The following is an 18,285-nucleotide window of genomic DNA, read 5'->3' on the forward strand; positions in this document are numbered from 1 at the left end:
GGTTTTTATGATGGAGCCTAACGGACTTGAACCGTCGACCTCTTACATGCGAAGCAAGCGCTCTCCCAGCTGAGCTAAGGCCCCAAAACCACTAAACAATAATACCGCGGCGCAGGGGCGGGCGTCAAGAGCAAATCCCGTCACGCCCTCAATGTCGGCTGATCAGCGCGGCAATTTCGTGGCCGATGGCGAGCAAACAATAAAATCCAAACGGCATCAAACAGTACAGATAACCGCGTAACGGGATGGTGCCATTGACGACTTTCGCCAGGATCAGTAAGACACCGCTGGTCACTAACCCAACGACGGGCAGCCACCAGTAATAACGGTCTTGTGGATCACGGGTATGCATCTAATCATCTTCTTTGACCGCCGCTGTATCTGTGAAATACTGCGGGTACGCCGCCAAAACCACCTGAACATCATGATCGACCATATGTAAATGCTTGACTGTCCATTCCTCGGCAGCGGCCTTATCATGGCCCTTCACTGCATCCGCAATTGCCTGATGCTGGGCGATGATTTGGTCCCACTGCAGATCCTTCAATTCCAGACGCAAATACCGGAACCGATTGAACTGTAAATTCAGCAACTGCAGCCACTGCCACACGAATTCCTTGTGGCTAATTTGGTAAAACAGGTGATGAAACTTTTCATCCAGTTGGAAAAAACGATCATAGTCGTTGGATTCCAAATATATCCGTTGCAACTGTAAAATGCGTTCTAAATCCGCGACTTGGCCAGGGGTGATTTTATCCACACTATCGGTGATCACCAATTTTTCAATATTCATGCGCACAAAACGGCCTTGATACAGCTCGTCCAAATTGATCTTGGCGACATAGGTGCCGCTTTGGGGAACTACTTTAAAGAGTCCCTCCCGGCGCAGACGAATAATGGCCTCCCGAATGGGGGTGGTGCCGATCCGCAACACAGTTTCAAGTGTGTTCTTATCAATTTTTTGGCCCGGAACAAGGCGGCTGGTGAGGACCATTTCCTTCAGCGCCGCATAGGCTTCATCCTGTTGGTTGGTCAGAGACATGGGCGGCCTCCTTTCTTGATCGTGTTTTGTCTATTGTAATATATCAGTTTAACAAATGCACTCTTCCTCCTTGAAAAGGGTTACACCGTTCTTGACGGCGTGGTATACTGTAACTGATATATTAGTACATCAGAAAGCAGCGTGCGGGGTTGCCCGCCACTATAGGAGGCTATGTTGTTATGGTCCATTTGACAGATGATTACCAACGCAATCCTCAACCATTCCAAGATGCGGGTATCGCCGTGCCCCAATATGACCAAGCCCAAATGAAGGCCCACACCGACGAAGCACCGGTATGGGTCCACTTTGGCGGCGGTAATTTATTTCGTTGTTTCCATGCCAAGATCGCGCACGATTTGTTAAACAGCGGCGATTTGCAAAGTGGGATTATCGTCGGTGAGACGTATGACGGTGATGTTCCCAAGGATATTTATGCGCCTTATCAGAACCGGGTATTACAAGTTGTGATGGAACCTGATGGTGCACTGAAGAAGACCCTGATTGCTAGTGTCGCCCATGCCATTTATTACAACAGGTCAAACACAGTCGGCTGGCAGACCATGGCACAGATCTTCAAGGCGCCGTCACTGCAACTCGTCACCATGTCTATCACGGAAAAAGGATATTCGCTGCGGGACATGAATGGTCAATTGACCGCCGCCGCCCAAGCCGATATGCGCAATGATCCAGATGAAGCCAGCACCAACATGGGCGCCATTGCCCGATTGCTGTTTGCCCGTTTCCAAAACGGGGCGGCCCCGATCGCCATGGTCAGTACCGACAACTTTTCCGAGAACGGCCAACGCTTCCAGAATGGTATTTTAACCATCGCCAAGGGGTGGGTCGACAATAATATGGTGCCCCAAGCATTCGTGGACTACCTCAGCGATCCCAAGCAGGTCAGCTTCCCCTGGTCAATGATTGATCGGATCACGCCGAACCCGGCTCAGAGTGTGGCTGAAAAGTTAGCGGCCCAAGGCTTTGCGGATACCACCATTGTGCACACACCGAAGCACACCAACATCGCCCCGTTTGGCAACACTGAAGAGACGCACTATCTCGTCATTGAAGATAGTTTCCCCAATGGCCGACCAGCACTGGAAAGGGCGGGCGTCATTTTGACCGACCGGGAAACAGTGAATGATGCCGACCAGATGAAAGTGACGGCTTGCTTGAACCCATTGCACACTGCGCTGGCGATTTTTGGCAATCTGCTGGGTGATACCTCAATTGCTGCCGAAATGGAGAATCCCGACCTGGTGACATTAATTAAACGGCTAGGTTATCAGGAAGATTTGCCCGTTGTGAAGGATCCTAAGATTATCAATCCCAAAGACTTCATTGATGAATTAATCACCAAACGGCTGCCCAATAAGAATATTCCAGATACCCCGCAGCGTATCGCCAGTGACACGTCGCAAAAGATTCCCATTCGTTACGGTGTGACGATTCAACACTATTGGGATAAAGATCCGCAAAGTATTCAGCAATTGGTGGCCATTCCGTTCATTCTGGCAGGCTGGTGCCGTTATTTACTGGCGGTGGACGATGAAGGCAAGCCGTTTACGCCAAGTCCGGATCCGTTGTTAGCAGATCTGCAAAAACAATTGAGTGGCATCACGCTGGGCGACAGCGGTGATGTCCACACGGCCTTGCAGCCGATTTTAAGCAATAAACAAATCTTTGCCCACGACTTATACGCCATTGGTTTAGGTGCCAAGGTCGAGGCCAACTTCAAACAACTGATTGCCGGTCCCGGCGCAGTCGCTCAAGAGCTGCATGCATTAGCAGAAAGGAAGGATTAAGCCAATGAAGAACATGGGCTTTCGCTGGTACGGGTCTAAAGACGATCCGATCACATTGCAACAAATTCGCCAGATTCCCGGCACCACCCAAGTGGTGGGGGCATTATTCGATGTGCCAGTGGGTGCAATCTGGCCAAAGGAAAAGATTGCCGCGTTGAAGAAGCAAGTGGAAGATGCCGGTTTGAAACTGGAAGTCATCGAGTCTGTCAATATCCATGATGACATCAAGATCGGTCTGCCTACCCGGGATCAATATATTGAGAACTACAAAGAGACCATCAAAAACCTAGCCGCTTATGGCATCAAAGTGATCTGTTACAATTTCATGCCGATCTTTGACTGGCTGCGGACGGATCTGCATTACCAATTACCCGATGGATCAAACGACATGGCATTCCAGCAAGGCAAGTTGAAAGATAATCCCCAAGACATCATTGACTCTGTCCGCAATGATTCGGAGGGGTACGTATTGCCCGGTTGGGAACCAGAACGGTTGGCGACGATTGAGAAGTTATTCAAGGCCTATGCCGATGTGGATGAACGCAAACTGCGGGAAAACATGAAGTATTTTCTGGATGCGATTATCCCCACCTGTGAATCCTACGGCGTGCGCATGGCGATGCACCCGGATGATCCGCCGCGGCCGTTATTCGGGTTGCCCCGGGTCTACAAGAATGCCACCGATATGCGGATTATTGAGGGGATGCACGAATCGCCTTATAACGGTTTTACCATTTGTACCGGTAGTCTCGGCGAGAATCCGACCAACAATGTCCCAGAGATTATTCGGGAGTTTGTGAAAAAGGATCGCGCACCGTTCATCCACGCTCGCAACATCAAGTTTATCAATGCCCAGGGTGACTTCCACGAGTCTGCCCACCTTTCTTCTGAGGGGTCACTGGACATGTTTGAAATCATGAAGGCCCTTTACGACACCGGCTTTGACGGATATATCCGCCCAGACCACGGGCGAATGATCTGGGGCGAACAGGGACGCCCAGGCTATGGCCTTTACGACCGGGCATTGGGCATCACCTATCTGAACGGATTGTGGGAAGCTATTACGAAGGACCACCAATAGAAAGGATTGCGCGACCATGGCATTTTTAGACGACGATTTTTTGTTAACGAGTGAGCCAGCCAAGAAGCTGTTTCACCAATATGCGGCCCAGATGCCGATCATCGATTTCCACTGTCACTTGGATCCCAAGGAAATTTACGAGAACAAGAACTATGCCAACATTACCCGGATTTGGTTAAATGAAGGCACCTATGGCGATCACTATAAGTGGCGGTTGGAACGGGCCAATGGCGTCCCAGAAGAATTGATCACGGGCGACGGCGACGACCAAAAGAAGTTTATGGCCTGGGCCGGCACGATGGAGCGGGCTTTCGGTAATCCTGTCTTTGAATGGACCCATCTGGAATTACGCCGCTTTTTCGGGATTGATGAGGTCTTGAATCGGCAAACAGCGCCGGCTATTTGGGAAAAAACCAACGCGCTTTTGCAGCAGCCGGACTTTAAGCCCCGGGCGCTAATTAAGCGCAGCAATGTCCAAGTGGTGTGCACCACCGACGACCCCGCGTCTGATTTGCACTATCACCAGTTGTTAAAGAAAGAAGAAACCGCCAATGGTTTCAAGGTCTTACCCGCCATGCGGCCCGACAAATTGGTGCATATCGAGGATGACGGTTTCGGGGCATATTTACAAGAATTGGGCAAACAAGCGCAGATTCAAATCGGGTCCTTTGCGGCATTGCAAACAGCGCTGGAACAACGCTTTGAATACTTTAACGAAGTGGGCGGGCGGCTGTCAGATCATGGCTTGAATACTTTCCACTTTGCGGAAGCCAGCGCAGACGAATTGGATCATATCCTACAAAAAGGGATCGCCAATACACCGTTGACGGATCACGAGATCAATCAGTTTGTGACGATGTTGATTGAGACGTTGATGAAATTGAACAAACGTTTTGGCTGGACGATGCAGTTCCATGCCAATGTGGCCCGTAATTTGAACACCCGCCGCTTTGCCGAAATCGGGGCGGATACGGGGTTTGATGCCATGGGCACCCAACCGGATTTGGTCGATCAATTCCGCCAACTCTTCGTCAAAATGGCCAGTGTCGATGCGATTCCGAAGACCATCTTCTATTCCTGCAATCCTAACGACTGGTTAGGACTGGAGACGATGCTGCAATCCTTCGTGGATACCGGCGATCGTCAACACCTGCAACTGGGTGCGGCTTGGTGGTTCAACGACACCGCCGAGGGGATGACTCAGCAACTGCGGACTTTTGCAGAGCAGAGTTTGTTGCCAAACTTTGTGGGGATGCTGACGGATTCCCGGTCCTTCCTGTCTTATCCGCGGCATGAGTACTTCCGTCGGGTATTGTGCAACTTCTACGGCAACTTGATCGAAGAGGGCCGGGCACCGGATGATTTACCGGCACTGGGTCAGGTGGTGCAGGATATTAGTTATAATAATGCCCATGATTACTTTGGGTTCTTTGAGACCAAGGAATAGAACACATTAGTATTCAAACAGCGCGGTTGCACTTCAGATGACCGTGCTGTTTTTTTGAACCGTATCTAAAGCTTTAAACCGGTAGATGTTCTTAGCCACAGATAAAGAGCCGCCCGATATGTCCCTGCCTCGATTTGACGCAAGGAATATCAAGCGGCTCTTTATCTGTGCTCTTTAAACGTTCACTGCACGCAGTTCCTCCAGTACCGGTGCCACTGCTTTTTCGTTATAACATTGCAGCAACAACACATCCAATACCAGCGGGGAATAGGGCAGTTTGTTCAACTGCCAGCTGAAGGTCATGGCGGCAATTTCACTGGCCGCGCGCACTGTCGTCCGGTGTTCGTAACCCAAGAAGTGCCAAAGGCCGATCTTGGTGCGGCGGGTAAACAGGGTGGGATCTTGACCTTCCAAATAGTGATACAGCTCATGGTCCATTACGATTTTTTCGATCATCTTTTCGTTGAACCCAGGCAGGGATAGTCGGGCTAGTTTGCGCATGGGTTCGTCATACACTTTGATCATGTTGGGCTCTGTGAAAGTGGCCAAGAAGACTTGTTCGCTGATGTTCTGGCTGTCCCCATGTTCTACCGTGCAGACTTTCTCCGCCAGTGTGGGGGCAGTCATGGGACCATGCTCCGCTGTGACCGTGGCGGCTAGTTTCTCTCCGCACTGGCTGGCGCCGGCAATGATCATGGTCCGTTGCTCCGGAGTTACCTTGTTGACCAATAAGTCGCGGTCGAACAAGTATTGACACCACGTTTCTTTGGAGAAGGCGGTCAACTCATTGAAGAGTGTGGTGAGTGGATTAGGTTTGATCAATGTTTGCGGCAACGACAATCACCTCGTCTGTGGGTTCTAAGGATGCCACTTCCAGATCCGTTAACAACTGCAATTGTTCAAAGTCTGTGGCCGAGAAGTCCATCACGCGGGCACCCAGACACAGATAGAAGTCTGGATGGGCGATGTTTTCCGCTTGGTACACGGCCATTTCGTCCCACAGTCGGGCCAAGGTGTCCAGGTAGTTGGCGGCGGTTGTCTTCTCACACATCGCGCGGCCGCGCTGTACCTTGATGAACCCTTTCTTATCGACGATCCGGACCGGTTGGGCGGGATCGTCGCCAGTGTGGGGGGCGCCATAGATATAGAAGTAGTCGGTTTTGCTGACGAGTTCGGCTTGAGCCGGCTCGATCCGCATATCGGCGGCGGCAATGTCCCGGGCTTCATCATCATCAACGCTGGCTGTTAAATCGGAAGTTTTCACCTCCGTGGAACCGGTGGCGATGGCGGTGATCTTCGATGTTTGCGGATCGATTTCCACATGGACGTCCACTGAATCTGGCGTTGCGCCAGATTCGACCGCTTTGTTCAAGGCTTCGTTCTTGATGCCGCGAATGTCTTCTTTGGTCGGGTTGGGCACGATCCGTTCTACCACGTCGCGAACCATGGAGAGGGCGACACCGATGGAAGAAATCACTTCGGCATCCCGGGGGATGGAATACTTCACACCAGTCTTCTTGCTGAAGTAAGTGACCAGCGCAGCGGCCCCGCCGCCGACACCGACCAGTGAGATCTGATCCTTTTCCAACTTATATTTCTCAACCAATTCGTTGAATACGGGTTCGATCTTGGCAAAGGCCTTTTCCATAATCTGGGTGGCAATGTCGTCCACCGTGGTCCCCGCATAGTCGGCCAGCACTTGAATCGCCTTGCGGCAGGATTCTTGATTGCCGTAGGAGAAATATTCAGGAGTGACCAAGCCCAGGGCGTTAGCGGCACAGGTATTGGTAATGGTGAATGCGGAGCCGTCGGCATTGACCAGCTTCACATAGTCATCTGGATCGCCCTCCTTGGGGGAGAAGAATTCCACATGGGGGTCGACGATCTTGGCTGGGTCTGTGAAGGCGGCGTAATCTAAGCCGGCAATGTGGGCAGAACGAGGACCGACATCCACGACGCCGTTCTTATTCGCCCGAATCATGGAGCCGCCAGCATCCCCGAGCACGCGCACGTCCAGACTGGAGATATAGGTGGGGTGGCCGCCGACAACAGAGTAGTCAATGGCCGGGCGGCCGTTTTTGATGACCCCGATGTTGGTAGTGGTCCCACCGACTTCGAAGTAAATCCCGTTGGAGGCCTTCAAGTAAATGAGCGAACCCATGACGGAGGCGGCCGGTCCGGACAGCATTGTCAGCACGGGCCGCTTCTTCATTTCGTTGATTTCCATCACCCCGCCATCCCCGCGCATGATCATCAAGGGAACCTTAACACCTGCGCTGCGGACAGAACTTTCGGTGGACAGGGCGGTGTCTAACATCTTCGGTAAAATGGAGGCATTAATGGCGGCCGTCCGGGTGCGCCGGGTGAGGCCATACAGTTTCGTGATGTCCGAAGCCATTGTTGTGGGAATGTGCTCTGCTTTGGCGACCTCTGCCACAGTGGATTCAGGTCCACCCTCATCCACGCCGAAAGCCATGGAGGCCACCAGTACTTTAGCCCCGTCATGCTGCAGCTTCTCGATGGCCACTTTGACATGGGCATCATCGCATTGCTTCAACGGCAAATATTCGTTATAGATCTTAATTTTTTTCTTCTCGTCCAGTTCGATGTCGGCTAAGCGAGTTTGGCGTTTTGCTAGGAAACCTTCCAAACCACCCTTAGCCATGCCGATCACGCCCACCGGGGCCACATCCCCTTCAATGAGGGCGTTGGTGGCTTGGGTGGTGGAGTGGGCCACGAAGACCACTTCGTCGGGACTGATACCATTTTGATTGAGACAAGTTTCAAAGGATTGCACGACCCCAGCGGCCACGCCCCGGGGATCATCATGGGTCGTTTTCACCACCGACGGTTCCCCAATCATTTTGTGGGTGTCGTTGTCGATGGCGACGGCCTTGGTATGCGTGCCGCCGACGTCGATCCCCATTCTTACTGAACGTTTCAAGACAGTTCACCTAACCTTTCAACAAATTGGCGGATTACAGATTGCCATACATGAAGTAAATGATGACGCACATGATGGCGCCGCAAATCCAACCAGCGGGTAACGAACGTTTGAGATAATCTTTGGAGGCCACCTTGGTATAGCCAAAGCCCCAAGCAACCCAGGATTGGGTGACATCCAAGTGCTGCGGGAAGATGGTGGTGGCGGCCGTTAACGGATACATGAATTGAACGGGAATACCGGGGTTCGCAGCCAATACGACGGCGAAGATTGCAGCCCCACTGCCGACCCAGTTCATCGGTCCGCGGAAGAAGCCAAGCGGTACCAGTAAGGCAAAGACTAACGCCAGTACCAAGTGATTGGTCGGAATGATATTCTCAATTAAGGCGGTGAAGTAAGGGGCCGCATAGGTAGCCGCGTTATTAAACATCGCTAAGGAAAGCAGGAAACCAATCATCGGTGCCACATCAATGGAACCATCCGTGAACAGTTTGGCAAAGCGGCGCGTCACTTCTTTATAGCTGCCCCGCAGTTTACCGGTTGTCAACATGGCGTAAACGGCAGATGCAATAAAGCCGAAGATGATTGGCAACTTCAGGAGGACCACCCCAAGAACAGGCAGGACAACAGCGATCCAAGAATACCAAGGGGCATTTTCTTTCCCACTGGCTTGTTGTGCATTCACCGCCCAGTTGTGGGAAGTGCCGCTGTGCATTGTGAGGTTGGCGATGGTCAAAACCACCACGAGACCAACGATCATGCCGATCAAACCAATACGGAAGTAATCGTTGTAACTGTAGCTAGCCGCTGATTTAACGAAGCCGGCATACATGGTGTGATATTGAATAAAGTTGACGGTGTTACAGAAGATACCGGCCATGATAGAACCCATGAAGGCAAATAGGGCAACCGGTGCACTAATTCCCAAGGAGAACAAAATAGGCAAGACGATCACGGCGATGGAGATGACCGGACCGATCCCGGTCATGGACATGAAGATGACCGCAGTGACAATACAGAGCAGACTCATCGTCAAGCGGGGCATATCTCCGCCCAGTTCGACGACTTTCCGGATGAGGGTCGCCGCAATCCCTGTGTCGATCAGCACTCGGCCAAAGAATGCGCCGAAGAAGATATTGACCAGGATGGACTGGGCATAGGCAGCGGGCCCGTCCGCGTAGACGAAGGTGAGCACATCGATGACGGACTTACCTTTTAGCACAGCGGTGGGCTCAATGGCATTACCGATGAGGACTAAGATGACCCAGATGGAGGCCATAATGAAGAAGCCAACCATCAAGTTGTAGCCCTTCATGCAATACCACACCATGAAGATAAACGAGGCAATGAGCAAGAGCCCGATGATAACATTAGTCAAGAGATTTTCCTCCTTTGTGGCAACGATGGTAACGATTACATTTAGAAGGATACAGTAAATAGAAACTTTAAGCAACCGGTTTCCTAAACTATTTTGCTCTAAAAATCACAAAATAACAGCGCGAATTGCTTCAATTGTTATACATGTCACAATTAGTGCTTACGCGGCATTCCGCTACTGTTGAGCAATGACAAATTGCATCAGTTATTTAACAGAGATAAAAAAACAAAAAAATATTTCTGAGTCTGAATGTGTAAAGCAATACAAAAGAGGCAACTGTTTCCTGTACCTTTGGGAAACAGTTGCCAACAGGATAACCAGCGAAGGGGGTTGTCCCAAATTGTGTAACTTGCTCAGAGTGTCCTTCTGAGCATGGTGTTCAGAGTACATCATGCTATGATGGAATTGCGCAGGCAACCGTTTACTTAATGATGTCAATATGGAAAGCAGGCCATTTTTTATGGTGAAATTGACGGATGACTATCAACACGATGCACAGGTGTTCCAGGATGCAGGAATCAATGTTCCCAAATACGATCAAGCGGCCATGAAGGCGGCTACAGATGCACAGCCGGTGTGGGTGCATATGGGCGGCGGTAATTTATTCCGGTGTTTCCACGCCCGTATCGCCCAAGAATTATTAAACAGCGGCGACTTGACCAGCGGCATCATTGTCGCTGAAACTTACGACGATGATGTGCCAGCTAAAATATATCAACCATACAATAATCGGGCTTTGCAGGTGGTGCTGGCCCCGGATGGCGGCATGGATCAAACCTTAATTGCCAGTATTGCTCATGCAATTTACTATCAGCGTGATAGTGCCTTTGGTTGGACACTGATGAAAAAGATTTTTGAGCAGCCGTCACTGCAACTGGTGACAATGACGATTACGGAGAAAGGGTACACGCTGAAAGACTTATCTGGCCAGCTGACCGCGGCCGCCCAAGCCGATATTGCCAATGGTCCAGAAACTGCGCAAACGAATATGGGGGCCATTGCCCGGTTGTTGTTAGCGCGTTATCAAAGCGGTGCGCTGCCGATTGCCATGGTCAGCACCGATAACTTTTCAGAGAACGGTCAGCATTTTGCGGATGGCATCCTGACCATTGCGCGGGGCTGGGTGGCTAATGGCCACGCGCCTCAGGGCTTTGTGGACTACTTAAGCGATCCGGCCCAGGTTAGTTTCCCGTGGAGCATGATTGATCGGATCACTCCGAACCCAGCGGAAACCGTGGCCGCAAGGTTAGAAAAAGAAGGTTTTACGGACACGGATATTATCCACACCCCGAAACATACAAACATTGCGCCATTTGGGAATACCGAAGAGACCCATTATCTGGTCATCGAGGACAGCTTCCCCAATGGCCGACCACCGTTAGAGAAGGCCGGAGTCATCATGACGGATCGCAACACAGTCAACGACGCAGACCAAATGAAGGTGACGGCTTGCTTGAATCCATTACATACTGCCCTGGGTATTTTTGGCAGCATGTTGGGTTATACATCGGTGGTCGATGAAATGGATAACCCGGATCTGGTGGCGCTCATCAAGCGGCTGGGTTATCAGGAAGATTTGCCAGTGGTTAAGGATCCTAAGATCATCAATCCACGGGACTTCTTGGATACTTTTATCAACAAGCGCCTGCCGAACCGTTATATTCCGGACACGCCGCAACGGTTAGTGACGGATGCCTCGCAAATGTTGTCCATTCGTTACGGTGTCACCATTCAGCATTATTTGGATCGCGGACCCGCACTCGTCAGTCAATTGGTGGCGATTCCCTTTATCCTGGCCGGTTGGTGCCGCTATTTAATGGGCGTGGATGACCACGGTGAAGCCTTCACCTTGAGCCCTGATCCGTTGCAGGCTGATTTACACAAACAGATGGCGGCAGTGAAATTGGGTGAGACAAGCAACGTGCACACTGTTTTACAGCCGATCCTGAGCAACCCGCAGCTTTTTGGCCATGATCTTTATGCAATTGGCTTAGGCGACACAGTGGAGAAAGATTTCCAGCAACTCATTGCTGGTCCGGGAGCAGTCACTCAAGCATTGCATGCCTTGAATCACTAATTAATCTAGCGAAGACTAAAGCGGCCCCATCCTCAATTGCGAGGATGGGGCCGCTTCGGGTCAATGAATTATTCTGTTCTCAATGCAATGGCTGCGTCCTTCTTCGCCGCCATCCGGGCCGGAATATGTCCGCCCAGCACGGTGAGTATCGTGGAGACAATAATCAGGATCACCCCATGCATCGGATTGAGATGGGAGACGTTAGACAGATTCGTGATGTTATACAGAATCACGTTGATTGGGAAGGTCGCCAACCAGGCAATTAAGACGCCCAGTACCCCGGCACCGACCCCGAGGATCACTGTTTCAGCATCGAACACCCGGGTAATATCTTTCTTCCGGGCTCCCAACGCTTTGAGTACCCCGATTTCCTTGGTCCGTTCCAGTACCGAAGTGTAGGTGATGATCGCAATCATGATCATGCTGGTCACCAGTGAAATACCGGCGAAGGCCACCAGAACATACGTAATTGCGGACATCAATCCGCCAGTCAAAGCAGAAACAGTGCCGGCCAAATCGGTGTAAATGATCTTGTCGGCCTTGCTCTTGCCCTTGTTGTACTTATCCAAATACTTCAAGATCTTATCCTTGTCATCGAAGTTGTTTGGGTAGATTTGAATTGCCATGGGAATCTTGTCGCCGCCAAGATAAGCCATCAGTGTCTTCTTGGCACTGCTGGTGAGGGTTTCACCGGTCATGACATTCGTATCGCTGTTCTTTTGGGCAGCGACAATGGCTGAATCCTTGTTTTGATCAATAATCGCACTACTCAATCGATCAGAGTATGCCACGCCGCTGGCCAGCATCCCGTCCGACTTCTTGGACCGCACCCGTAAAACACCGGTGATCTTTAACGTCTTGGTGTTCTTGGCGGTAGCCATATCGTTGTAGTCCTTCTTCGGCAAGAAGTTGCCGGTGGGCAGTTTTTGATAGTAGTCATCGTTGGCGACCACCTTCACGGTTTGGCCGACCAGATCATTGTAGTTGTACTTCTGGTTTTCTTTCACCGTGAAGCCCAGGTTCTTCAGGCTGTTAATATTGATCGTATTATCCCGATTCACGATTAACACGATGTCAGTTGCAGACTTAGGATAACTACCAGACAATACCTTATAGTTGGATTCCAGATAGGATTGTTTACCGTAGCGATCCACCGGGTACACTGATCCGCCGACACCCAAAGTGGTCATCATCGCACTGGCATCGACACCGCTGCGGTCCGGATTGCTATTGGAGAACTTCACAGGTTTATATTGCCCATTTTCGTCTCGTAACAGATTAAAGCCTGTGGCATAGGTATAACTGATGTTCTTCGCCAGTTTCTTGTCCAGACCATTGATATAATCCAGATAATTTTGATCCAATTTGTTAATATGTTGGGCCTTATCAGCGGCACTGGTCTGGGCCTTCACTTGGTTGCTCTTGGAAAAACCCTTATCCTGACTATCGGGCCGTTGGGATGTATCTTGTCCTTGCTGGGCAATCGTAATCGGATATTGGGCAAGCGTTTCTGCCTCCGTCTTATCGATTTGGGTTTGGAACCCCGTGGACAGCGCCAACACAATGGCGACGCTGATGATCCCGATACTGGAGGCAAACATGGTCAAAAATGTCCGCCCTTTTTTCGTCTTGATATTGGTGAAAGACAACTTCAGAGCGGTCCAGAAGCTCATCTTAGTCCGTTTCAATGTAAAATGATCATCGGCTTCGTGTTCGCTATAGGGGGCCGAGTCGTCTTGAATCTTCCCATCCGCAAAGTTGATGATCCGGTCCGCATACTGTTTAGCCAGTTGCGGGTTGTGGGTGACCATGATAACCAGACGTTCTTTGGACAAGTCCTTGATCAGCTGCATAATTTCTTCGCTGGTCTCGGAGTCCAAGGCACCGGTGGGTTCATCGGCTAGCAAAATCTCCGGATCGTTGGCAATCGCTCGGGCAATGGCGACTCGCTGCATTTGCCCACCAGACAGCTGGTTGGGCCGCTTGTGCATATGCTCTGCCAGGCCCACTCGGGTTAATGCGTCCACAGCGCGCTTTTCCTTCTCCGCCCGAGAAACGCCAGAGAGGGTCATCCCCATTTCGACGTTATCCATGATGCTCAAATGGCCGATCAGGTTGTAGCTTTGGAAAATGAAGCCGATGGAATTATTCCGATAGGCATCCCAATCAGCGTCTTTAAAGGTCTTGGTCGATTTACCCTCAATAATTAAATCCCCAGAATCATAGCGGTCCAAACCGCCAATCATGTTGAGCAGGGTGGTTTTCCCAGAACCGGAAGGGCCGAGAATGGCCACGAACTCTTGTTGGCGGAACGACACAGAAACATCGTCCAACGCTTTGGTGGTCGTGTCGCCAACCTGGTAGTATTTTTTGATGTGCTTGAGTTCTAACATATGTAGCTCCTTTTTATGGGGTGGATGCGGCCGTGCCAATGCTGCGCAATCTCCGGTGGGATGGGCTGGAACGCTGTGACGGCGGTTTGAGCCCGCAAAGTGCGCGGTCTCAAACACGCCTAACGTCATCAGTGGCCAAAACCGGGCCACTGTGACGTTTCCACAGCTGAGCCCATCCCACCTCCGATTGCTCCGCATTGGCACTATATTCGTCAAAAATCAGAAAATTAGTCCGACCCCAGACGTCAAAATTCGTTTTGCGTGATATAGGTACATTAAGCCACTTTTGCCGGACTGTCCATCAGTCGGAAGTCTGGACTTGTCATCGTTACAATTTATTGACATAAACACAGCGCTGATCTTTACGTTCTCTCAGTAAACTAAGATATGGAGATAGAGGAGGTTTCGATCATGACGAAACAGCGCCGTTTGATGATATGGAGTGCTGCTGTATTGTTGGTCATTGGTGTTTTGATTGGTGGTATTGCCGTGGTTCAAGGCGGCCAGAAGAATAGTAACACCCCGCAGCGGTTGACCTTGGCCGGGTCCACGGCGATGGGTCCGTTGGTGCAAGAAGCAGCGAAGGTCTACCACGCGGATCATCCCCACGCCATCATTACCGTCCAGGGCGGCGGTTCGGCTGCAGGTCTGACCAAGGTCGCGGATGGTCACGTCAGCATGGGAATGAGTGACATCTTTGCGGAAGAAAAAAATGGGGTGGTGCCCGACAATTTGGTGGATCATAAGATTGCCGTCGTCGGCATCGTACCCATCGTCAATCCCCGTTTAGGTATTAAAAACATTGGCACTGTGCAGTTGCGACAGATTTTTGCCGGGCAAATCACCAATTGGCAAAAACTAGGCGGACCGGATATGCCGATCACGATTATCAATCGCGCCCAAGGTTCAGGAACCCGCACGTCTTTTGATCGATTGGTTCTAAATGGCGGCGAACCCAAGACCGGCCTAGAACAGGAATCCTCTGAGAAAGTCCGGTCAATGGTCGCGACGACACCTGGATCAATTTCCTACTTGGCATTATCTTACGTGAATGATGATGTTCAACCAGTGCATATCGACAACATCACTCCCAGTAAGAAGAATATCGTCACCGGCACTTGGCCGTTATGGGAGTATGAGCACCTTTATGTCAAAGGCAAGCCAACCGTGGCGGAGGTTCAATTCATTCAATATTTACAATCAGCCAAAGTCCAACGCAAACTCGTATCCGAACTAGGGTACATCCCCATCGCAGACATGAAAGTCGAACGAACAGCAGAAGGGCAAATCGAGGATGTTCAACCTTAAAGTAGTACCTTTAGTATGAAAATGCGAGACAAAACTGTGCCCTGGATATAGTGCCAATGCGGAGCAAGCGAAGGCGGCAGGGGGCTCAGTGGGCTCAAAGCGCCGTCACCACTTGCTACGCCTGCGGCTACGCACTAGCTGCGCGTCGCAGCCCGCCGCCGCAGCTTGCGCAGCACTTGGCACGGCGTACAAACAGCAAAATAACTTTCAACAAAAAAGCAGGTATCTCATCAACGAGGTACCTGCTTTGTCGTTCTTACTAAGCTAATGTTCAGTCGCGTTAATCACCAAATGCTCATTCGTAAATGTCGTGAAGCCCAGCTCACTGAGTTCCCGGCCGTAACCAGAATTCTTCACGCCGCCAAACGGCAATTCCGGCACAGTGATAAAGCTGCTGTTGATAAAGGTCATCCCAGCTTCAATCTGCTGTGCGACCGCATCCGCATGCGCGGGGTCTTTGGAAAAGACGACGCTGCCCAAGCCGTAACGAGAATCATTCGCCAATGCAATAGCTTCTTCTTCACTGACGACTTTGTAAACCGCCGCTACAGGCCCAAAGATTTCTTGACCATACGCCGGATTATCCTTAGTGATATTCGTCAAGATCGTGGGTTGGATGAATTGCCCAGGCAAATCGACTGGTTCATTGCCGTAGTAAACCTTGGCACCATGAGCCACAGCTTCATCGATTTGACTTTGAATTTTTTGCTTAGCCTTGGCTGAAGAAATGGGTGCCAATGTGGTCTTGGGATCCATTGGGTCACCAGGCTTGTATTGCGCAAAGGCAGCCTTCAGGTGCGCCAAGAAATCGTCGTAATGGTCAGCAGGAACAATGAAGCGTTTAGACGATGTGCAAACCTGACCAGCATTATACAGCCGAGCCTGCGGGGCGATCTTGTACACCCGATCCCAGTCGGCATCTTCTAGGGCGATAAATACATCGGTACCGCCCAATTCCATGGAAGACTTCTTCAGATTCTTCCCGGCTTCAGCGGCGACGGAAGCACCACCCCGTTCAGAACCGGTCACAGCTACCCCAGCCACCCGAGGATCAGCAATGGCCTGACTAACTAAATCATAGGATAAGAAGAGGTTGGTGAAGGCGCCTGCAGGTGCCCCAGCTTCGTTGACCAGTTCCTGGAAAGCAACTGCCGAACCAGGGCAGATAGATGCATGCTTGAGAATCATCGGGTTGCCCACCATGAAGTTCGGGGCGAATACCCGCATCACCTGGTAAAAAGGAAAATTCCAAGGTTCTACAGCCATAACGATACCGGTGGCTTGACGGATATAATACGCCTTGCCCTGTTTGCTGACCAAGGGGCGCGGGGCCATGAAGTCTTCACCATGATCGGCGTAGTAATCGGCGATATCGGCACATAGGTCAACTTCGCCCTCCGCTTCGCCAATCAATTTGCCCATATCATGGGTCATCACACTGGCATAGTGGTGTTTGTGCAGCCGTAACAGCTCAGCTACCTTATGTAAAATGGGCTTGCGTGTTGCCGGTGCTTCATTGCGCCATTGTTGGTAAAGAGCGTGACCAGTCGTTAAGGCCCGGTTCAAGTCATCTGCTGTGGCATTCTCGTAAGTTTTTAGCGTTTCATTCGTATCTGGATAAATTGTTTGATAAGCCATAAAAGAGACCTCCCAATTTTTTATTTGGTAGTATCCAATTAACCAAGACCAATGGTAGTCCTTCAGTACTGATTGCACAATACGTTGGCGGTTAAAAAATCGTAAAAAAATAGCCCATCGCATGATTGAAATGGGCTAGACCAAGGATTATAAAGAGCTGCGAATGATGATGTCGGCTGGCAACTGGGTGCGCGAGATGCTCACTGGGACCCCAGAAATCTTTTGCATGAGCTTTTCGGCGACAGCCTCACCAATTTTTTCGGGATGCTGATTGATGACGGTTAACGGCGGATTTGCGAGATCAGTCCAGTCCCAATCATCGTATCCGCACAGGCCGACCTCGTCGGGCACACTGATCTGGTTCTTTTGCAACCAGCGTAAAGATTCCAGTAATAGCCGACCATTAGCGGCAAAGATTGCCGGATGGTGGGCCTTGGTAGTGGTCAGCCACTGGCCAATGCCATCCACCACATCGTTTTCCACTTCTAGCAGACTAATCGGTTTCCCAGCCGCTCGGGCGACCTGGGCCACGCCGCGGTACCGTTCGTAACGGACACTCGCCCGATCAATGGGGTTGACGACCACTAAGATATTCTCATAGTTGCGGTCCAACATGATCTGTGCCATTTTTTCCGCGGATGAAATGTCATTGGAAGTAATACAGGGGAAGAGCAGCGGCTGGGTGATCCGGTCCACCAGCACGACGGGGATATTGCTTTGCTTTAAGAACGCGTAATGATCGGCGTCGCCGGTGGCGGGTTGCAGGACAATACCGTCGACCCCTTGACTGAGCATGTTGAGCAGGACCTGTTTTTCCTGAGCCAAATCACCGGCGCCGTTAGCAATCAAAATTTGACTGCCGGCCTTGTGCGTGACTTGGCCAATACCTTTGAGCAACGCAGTGGAATACATATTGTAAATGTCGCCGACGACCACGCCAATTTGGCCCGAACGCTTCGTCGTGAGTGAACTGGCGTAGCGGTTGGGGACATAATCCAGGTCCTGAATGATGTCTTCGATCCGCTCCTTGGTTTCCTCGGACATGCGGTCGAACTGCTTATTTAAATAACGGGATACCGTTGTTTTAGAGACGCCAGCCGCCTTGGCCACGTCCTTGATCGTATAGCGATGCACGCGTTCCACCCCTTATGTTGAAATATCACTCCCTATTA

Annotated in this window: 13 protein-coding genes and 1 tRNA gene; 5 read left to right on the forward strand and 9 right to left on the reverse strand. The window is 50.9% G+C overall.

Features of this window, described 5'->3' with window-relative positions:
• Positions 1–11: 11 nt before the first annotated feature.
• The 3 genes from FD09_RS04090 to FD09_RS04100 form a co-directional block, all read right to left on the reverse strand.
• A tRNA-Ala gene (locus tag FD09_RS04090) sits at positions 12–84 on the reverse strand.
• Between the two features lie 64 nt (positions 85–148).
• The gene (locus tag FD09_RS04095; RefSeq protein ID WP_057818621.1) at positions 149–352 is read right to left on the reverse strand and encodes a hypothetical protein; all 204 of its coding nucleotides are present in this window, start codon (positions 350–352) and stop codon (positions 149–151) included.
• Complete coding sequence (locus FD09_RS04100; RefSeq protein ID WP_057818623.1) at positions 353–1,042, reverse strand: GntR family transcriptional regulator; 690 nt, start codon at positions 1,040–1,042, stop codon at positions 353–355.
• Between the two features lie 179 nt (positions 1,043–1,221).
• On the opposite strand from FD09_RS04100, the gene FD09_RS04105 reads away from it, so the two are divergent.
• From FD09_RS04105 to uxaC, 3 genes are read left to right on the forward strand one after another with little or no spacing between them, the layout of a single operon-like run.
• Positions 1,222–2,847, forward strand: coding sequence for a mannitol dehydrogenase family protein (locus FD09_RS04105; RefSeq protein WP_057818625.1), 1,626 nt, complete (start codon positions 1,222–1,224; stop codon positions 2,845–2,847).
• 4 nt (positions 2,848–2,851) lie between these two features.
• The gene (gene uxuA, locus FD09_RS04110; RefSeq protein WP_057818628.1) at positions 2,852–3,928 is read left to right on the forward strand and encodes a mannonate dehydratase; all 1,077 of its coding nucleotides are present in this window, start codon (positions 2,852–2,854) and stop codon (positions 3,926–3,928) included.
• A 16-nt stretch (positions 3,929–3,944) separates the two neighbouring features.
• Positions 3,945–5,375, forward strand: a complete 1,431-nt coding sequence (gene uxaC, locus FD09_RS04115; protein WP_057818630.1) for a glucuronate isomerase — start codon at positions 3,945–3,947, stop codon at positions 5,373–5,375.
• 174 nt (positions 5,376–5,549) lie between these two features.
• On the opposite strand, the gene FD09_RS04120 is transcribed toward uxaC, so the two are convergent.
• Genes FD09_RS04120 through FD09_RS04130 form a run of 3 tightly spaced genes read right to left on the reverse strand, consistent with a single transcriptional unit; the run spans position 5,550 to position 9,697 of the window.
• The gene (locus FD09_RS04120; RefSeq protein WP_057818632.1) at positions 5,550–6,209 is read right to left on the reverse strand and encodes a hypothetical protein; all 660 of its coding nucleotides are present in this window, start codon (positions 6,207–6,209) and stop codon (positions 5,550–5,552) included.
• Positions 6,184–8,319 carry a hydantoinase/oxoprolinase family protein gene (locus FD09_RS04125; protein ID WP_057818633.1) on the reverse strand — a complete coding sequence of 712 codons (2,136 nt, stop codon included), beginning with the start codon at positions 8,317–8,319 and terminating at the stop codon, positions 6,184–6,186. Before FD09_RS04125 ends, FD09_RS04120 begins: the two co-directional genes overlap by 26 nt.
• Positions 8,320–8,353: 34 nt before the next feature.
• A complete protein-coding gene (locus FD09_RS04130; protein ID WP_057818634.1) occupies positions 8,354–9,697 on the reverse strand; it encodes a hypothetical protein in 1,344 nt (447 codons plus the stop codon).
• Positions 9,698–10,157: 460 nt separating this feature from the next.
• Here FD09_RS04130 and FD09_RS04135 point away from each other — a divergent pair, with 460 nt between their 5' ends.
• The gene (locus FD09_RS04135; protein WP_057818636.1) at positions 10,158–11,774 is read left to right on the forward strand and encodes a mannitol dehydrogenase family protein; all 1,617 of its coding nucleotides are present in this window, start codon (positions 10,158–10,160) and stop codon (positions 11,772–11,774) included.
• A gap of 68 nt (positions 11,775–11,842) precedes the next feature.
• On the opposite strand, the gene FD09_RS04140 is transcribed toward FD09_RS04135, so the two are convergent.
• On the reverse strand, positions 11,843–14,167 hold the full coding sequence (locus tag FD09_RS04140) for an ABC transporter ATP-binding protein/permease (protein WP_057819024.1): 2,325 nt from the start codon (positions 14,165–14,167) through the stop codon (positions 11,843–11,845).
• Positions 14,168–14,578: 411 nt separating this feature from the next.
• Here FD09_RS04140 and FD09_RS04145 point away from each other — a divergent pair, with 411 nt between their 5' ends.
• Positions 14,579–15,475 (forward strand): phosphate ABC transporter substrate-binding protein, encoded by an 897-nt coding sequence (locus tag FD09_RS04145; protein ID WP_162261472.1) that lies wholly within the window; start codon positions 14,579–14,581, stop codon positions 15,473–15,475.
• Between the two features lie 264 nt (positions 15,476–15,739).
• Here FD09_RS04145 and FD09_RS04150 read toward each other — a convergent pair whose 3' ends face one another.
• Together FD09_RS04150 and FD09_RS04155 are read right to left on the reverse strand one after the other, a co-directional pair.
• Positions 15,740–17,113 carry an NAD-dependent succinate-semialdehyde dehydrogenase gene (locus tag FD09_RS04150; RefSeq protein WP_057818644.1) on the reverse strand — a complete coding sequence of 458 codons (1,374 nt, stop codon included), beginning with the start codon at positions 17,111–17,113 and terminating at the stop codon, positions 15,740–15,742.
• A 147-nt stretch (positions 17,114–17,260) separates the two neighbouring features.
• Positions 17,261–18,247: a LacI family DNA-binding transcriptional regulator gene (locus tag FD09_RS04155; RefSeq protein WP_057818646.1), complete on the reverse strand. Its 987-nt coding sequence runs from the start codon at positions 18,245–18,247 to the stop codon at positions 17,261–17,263.
• Between the last annotated feature and the right edge of the window lie 38 nt (positions 18,248–18,285).

Origin of the sequence: Schleiferilactobacillus perolens DSM 12744, from assembly GCF_001435585.1 — a bacterium.
Classification (GTDB): Bacteria; Bacillota; Bacilli; order Lactobacillales; family Lactobacillaceae; genus Schleiferilactobacillus; species Schleiferilactobacillus perolens.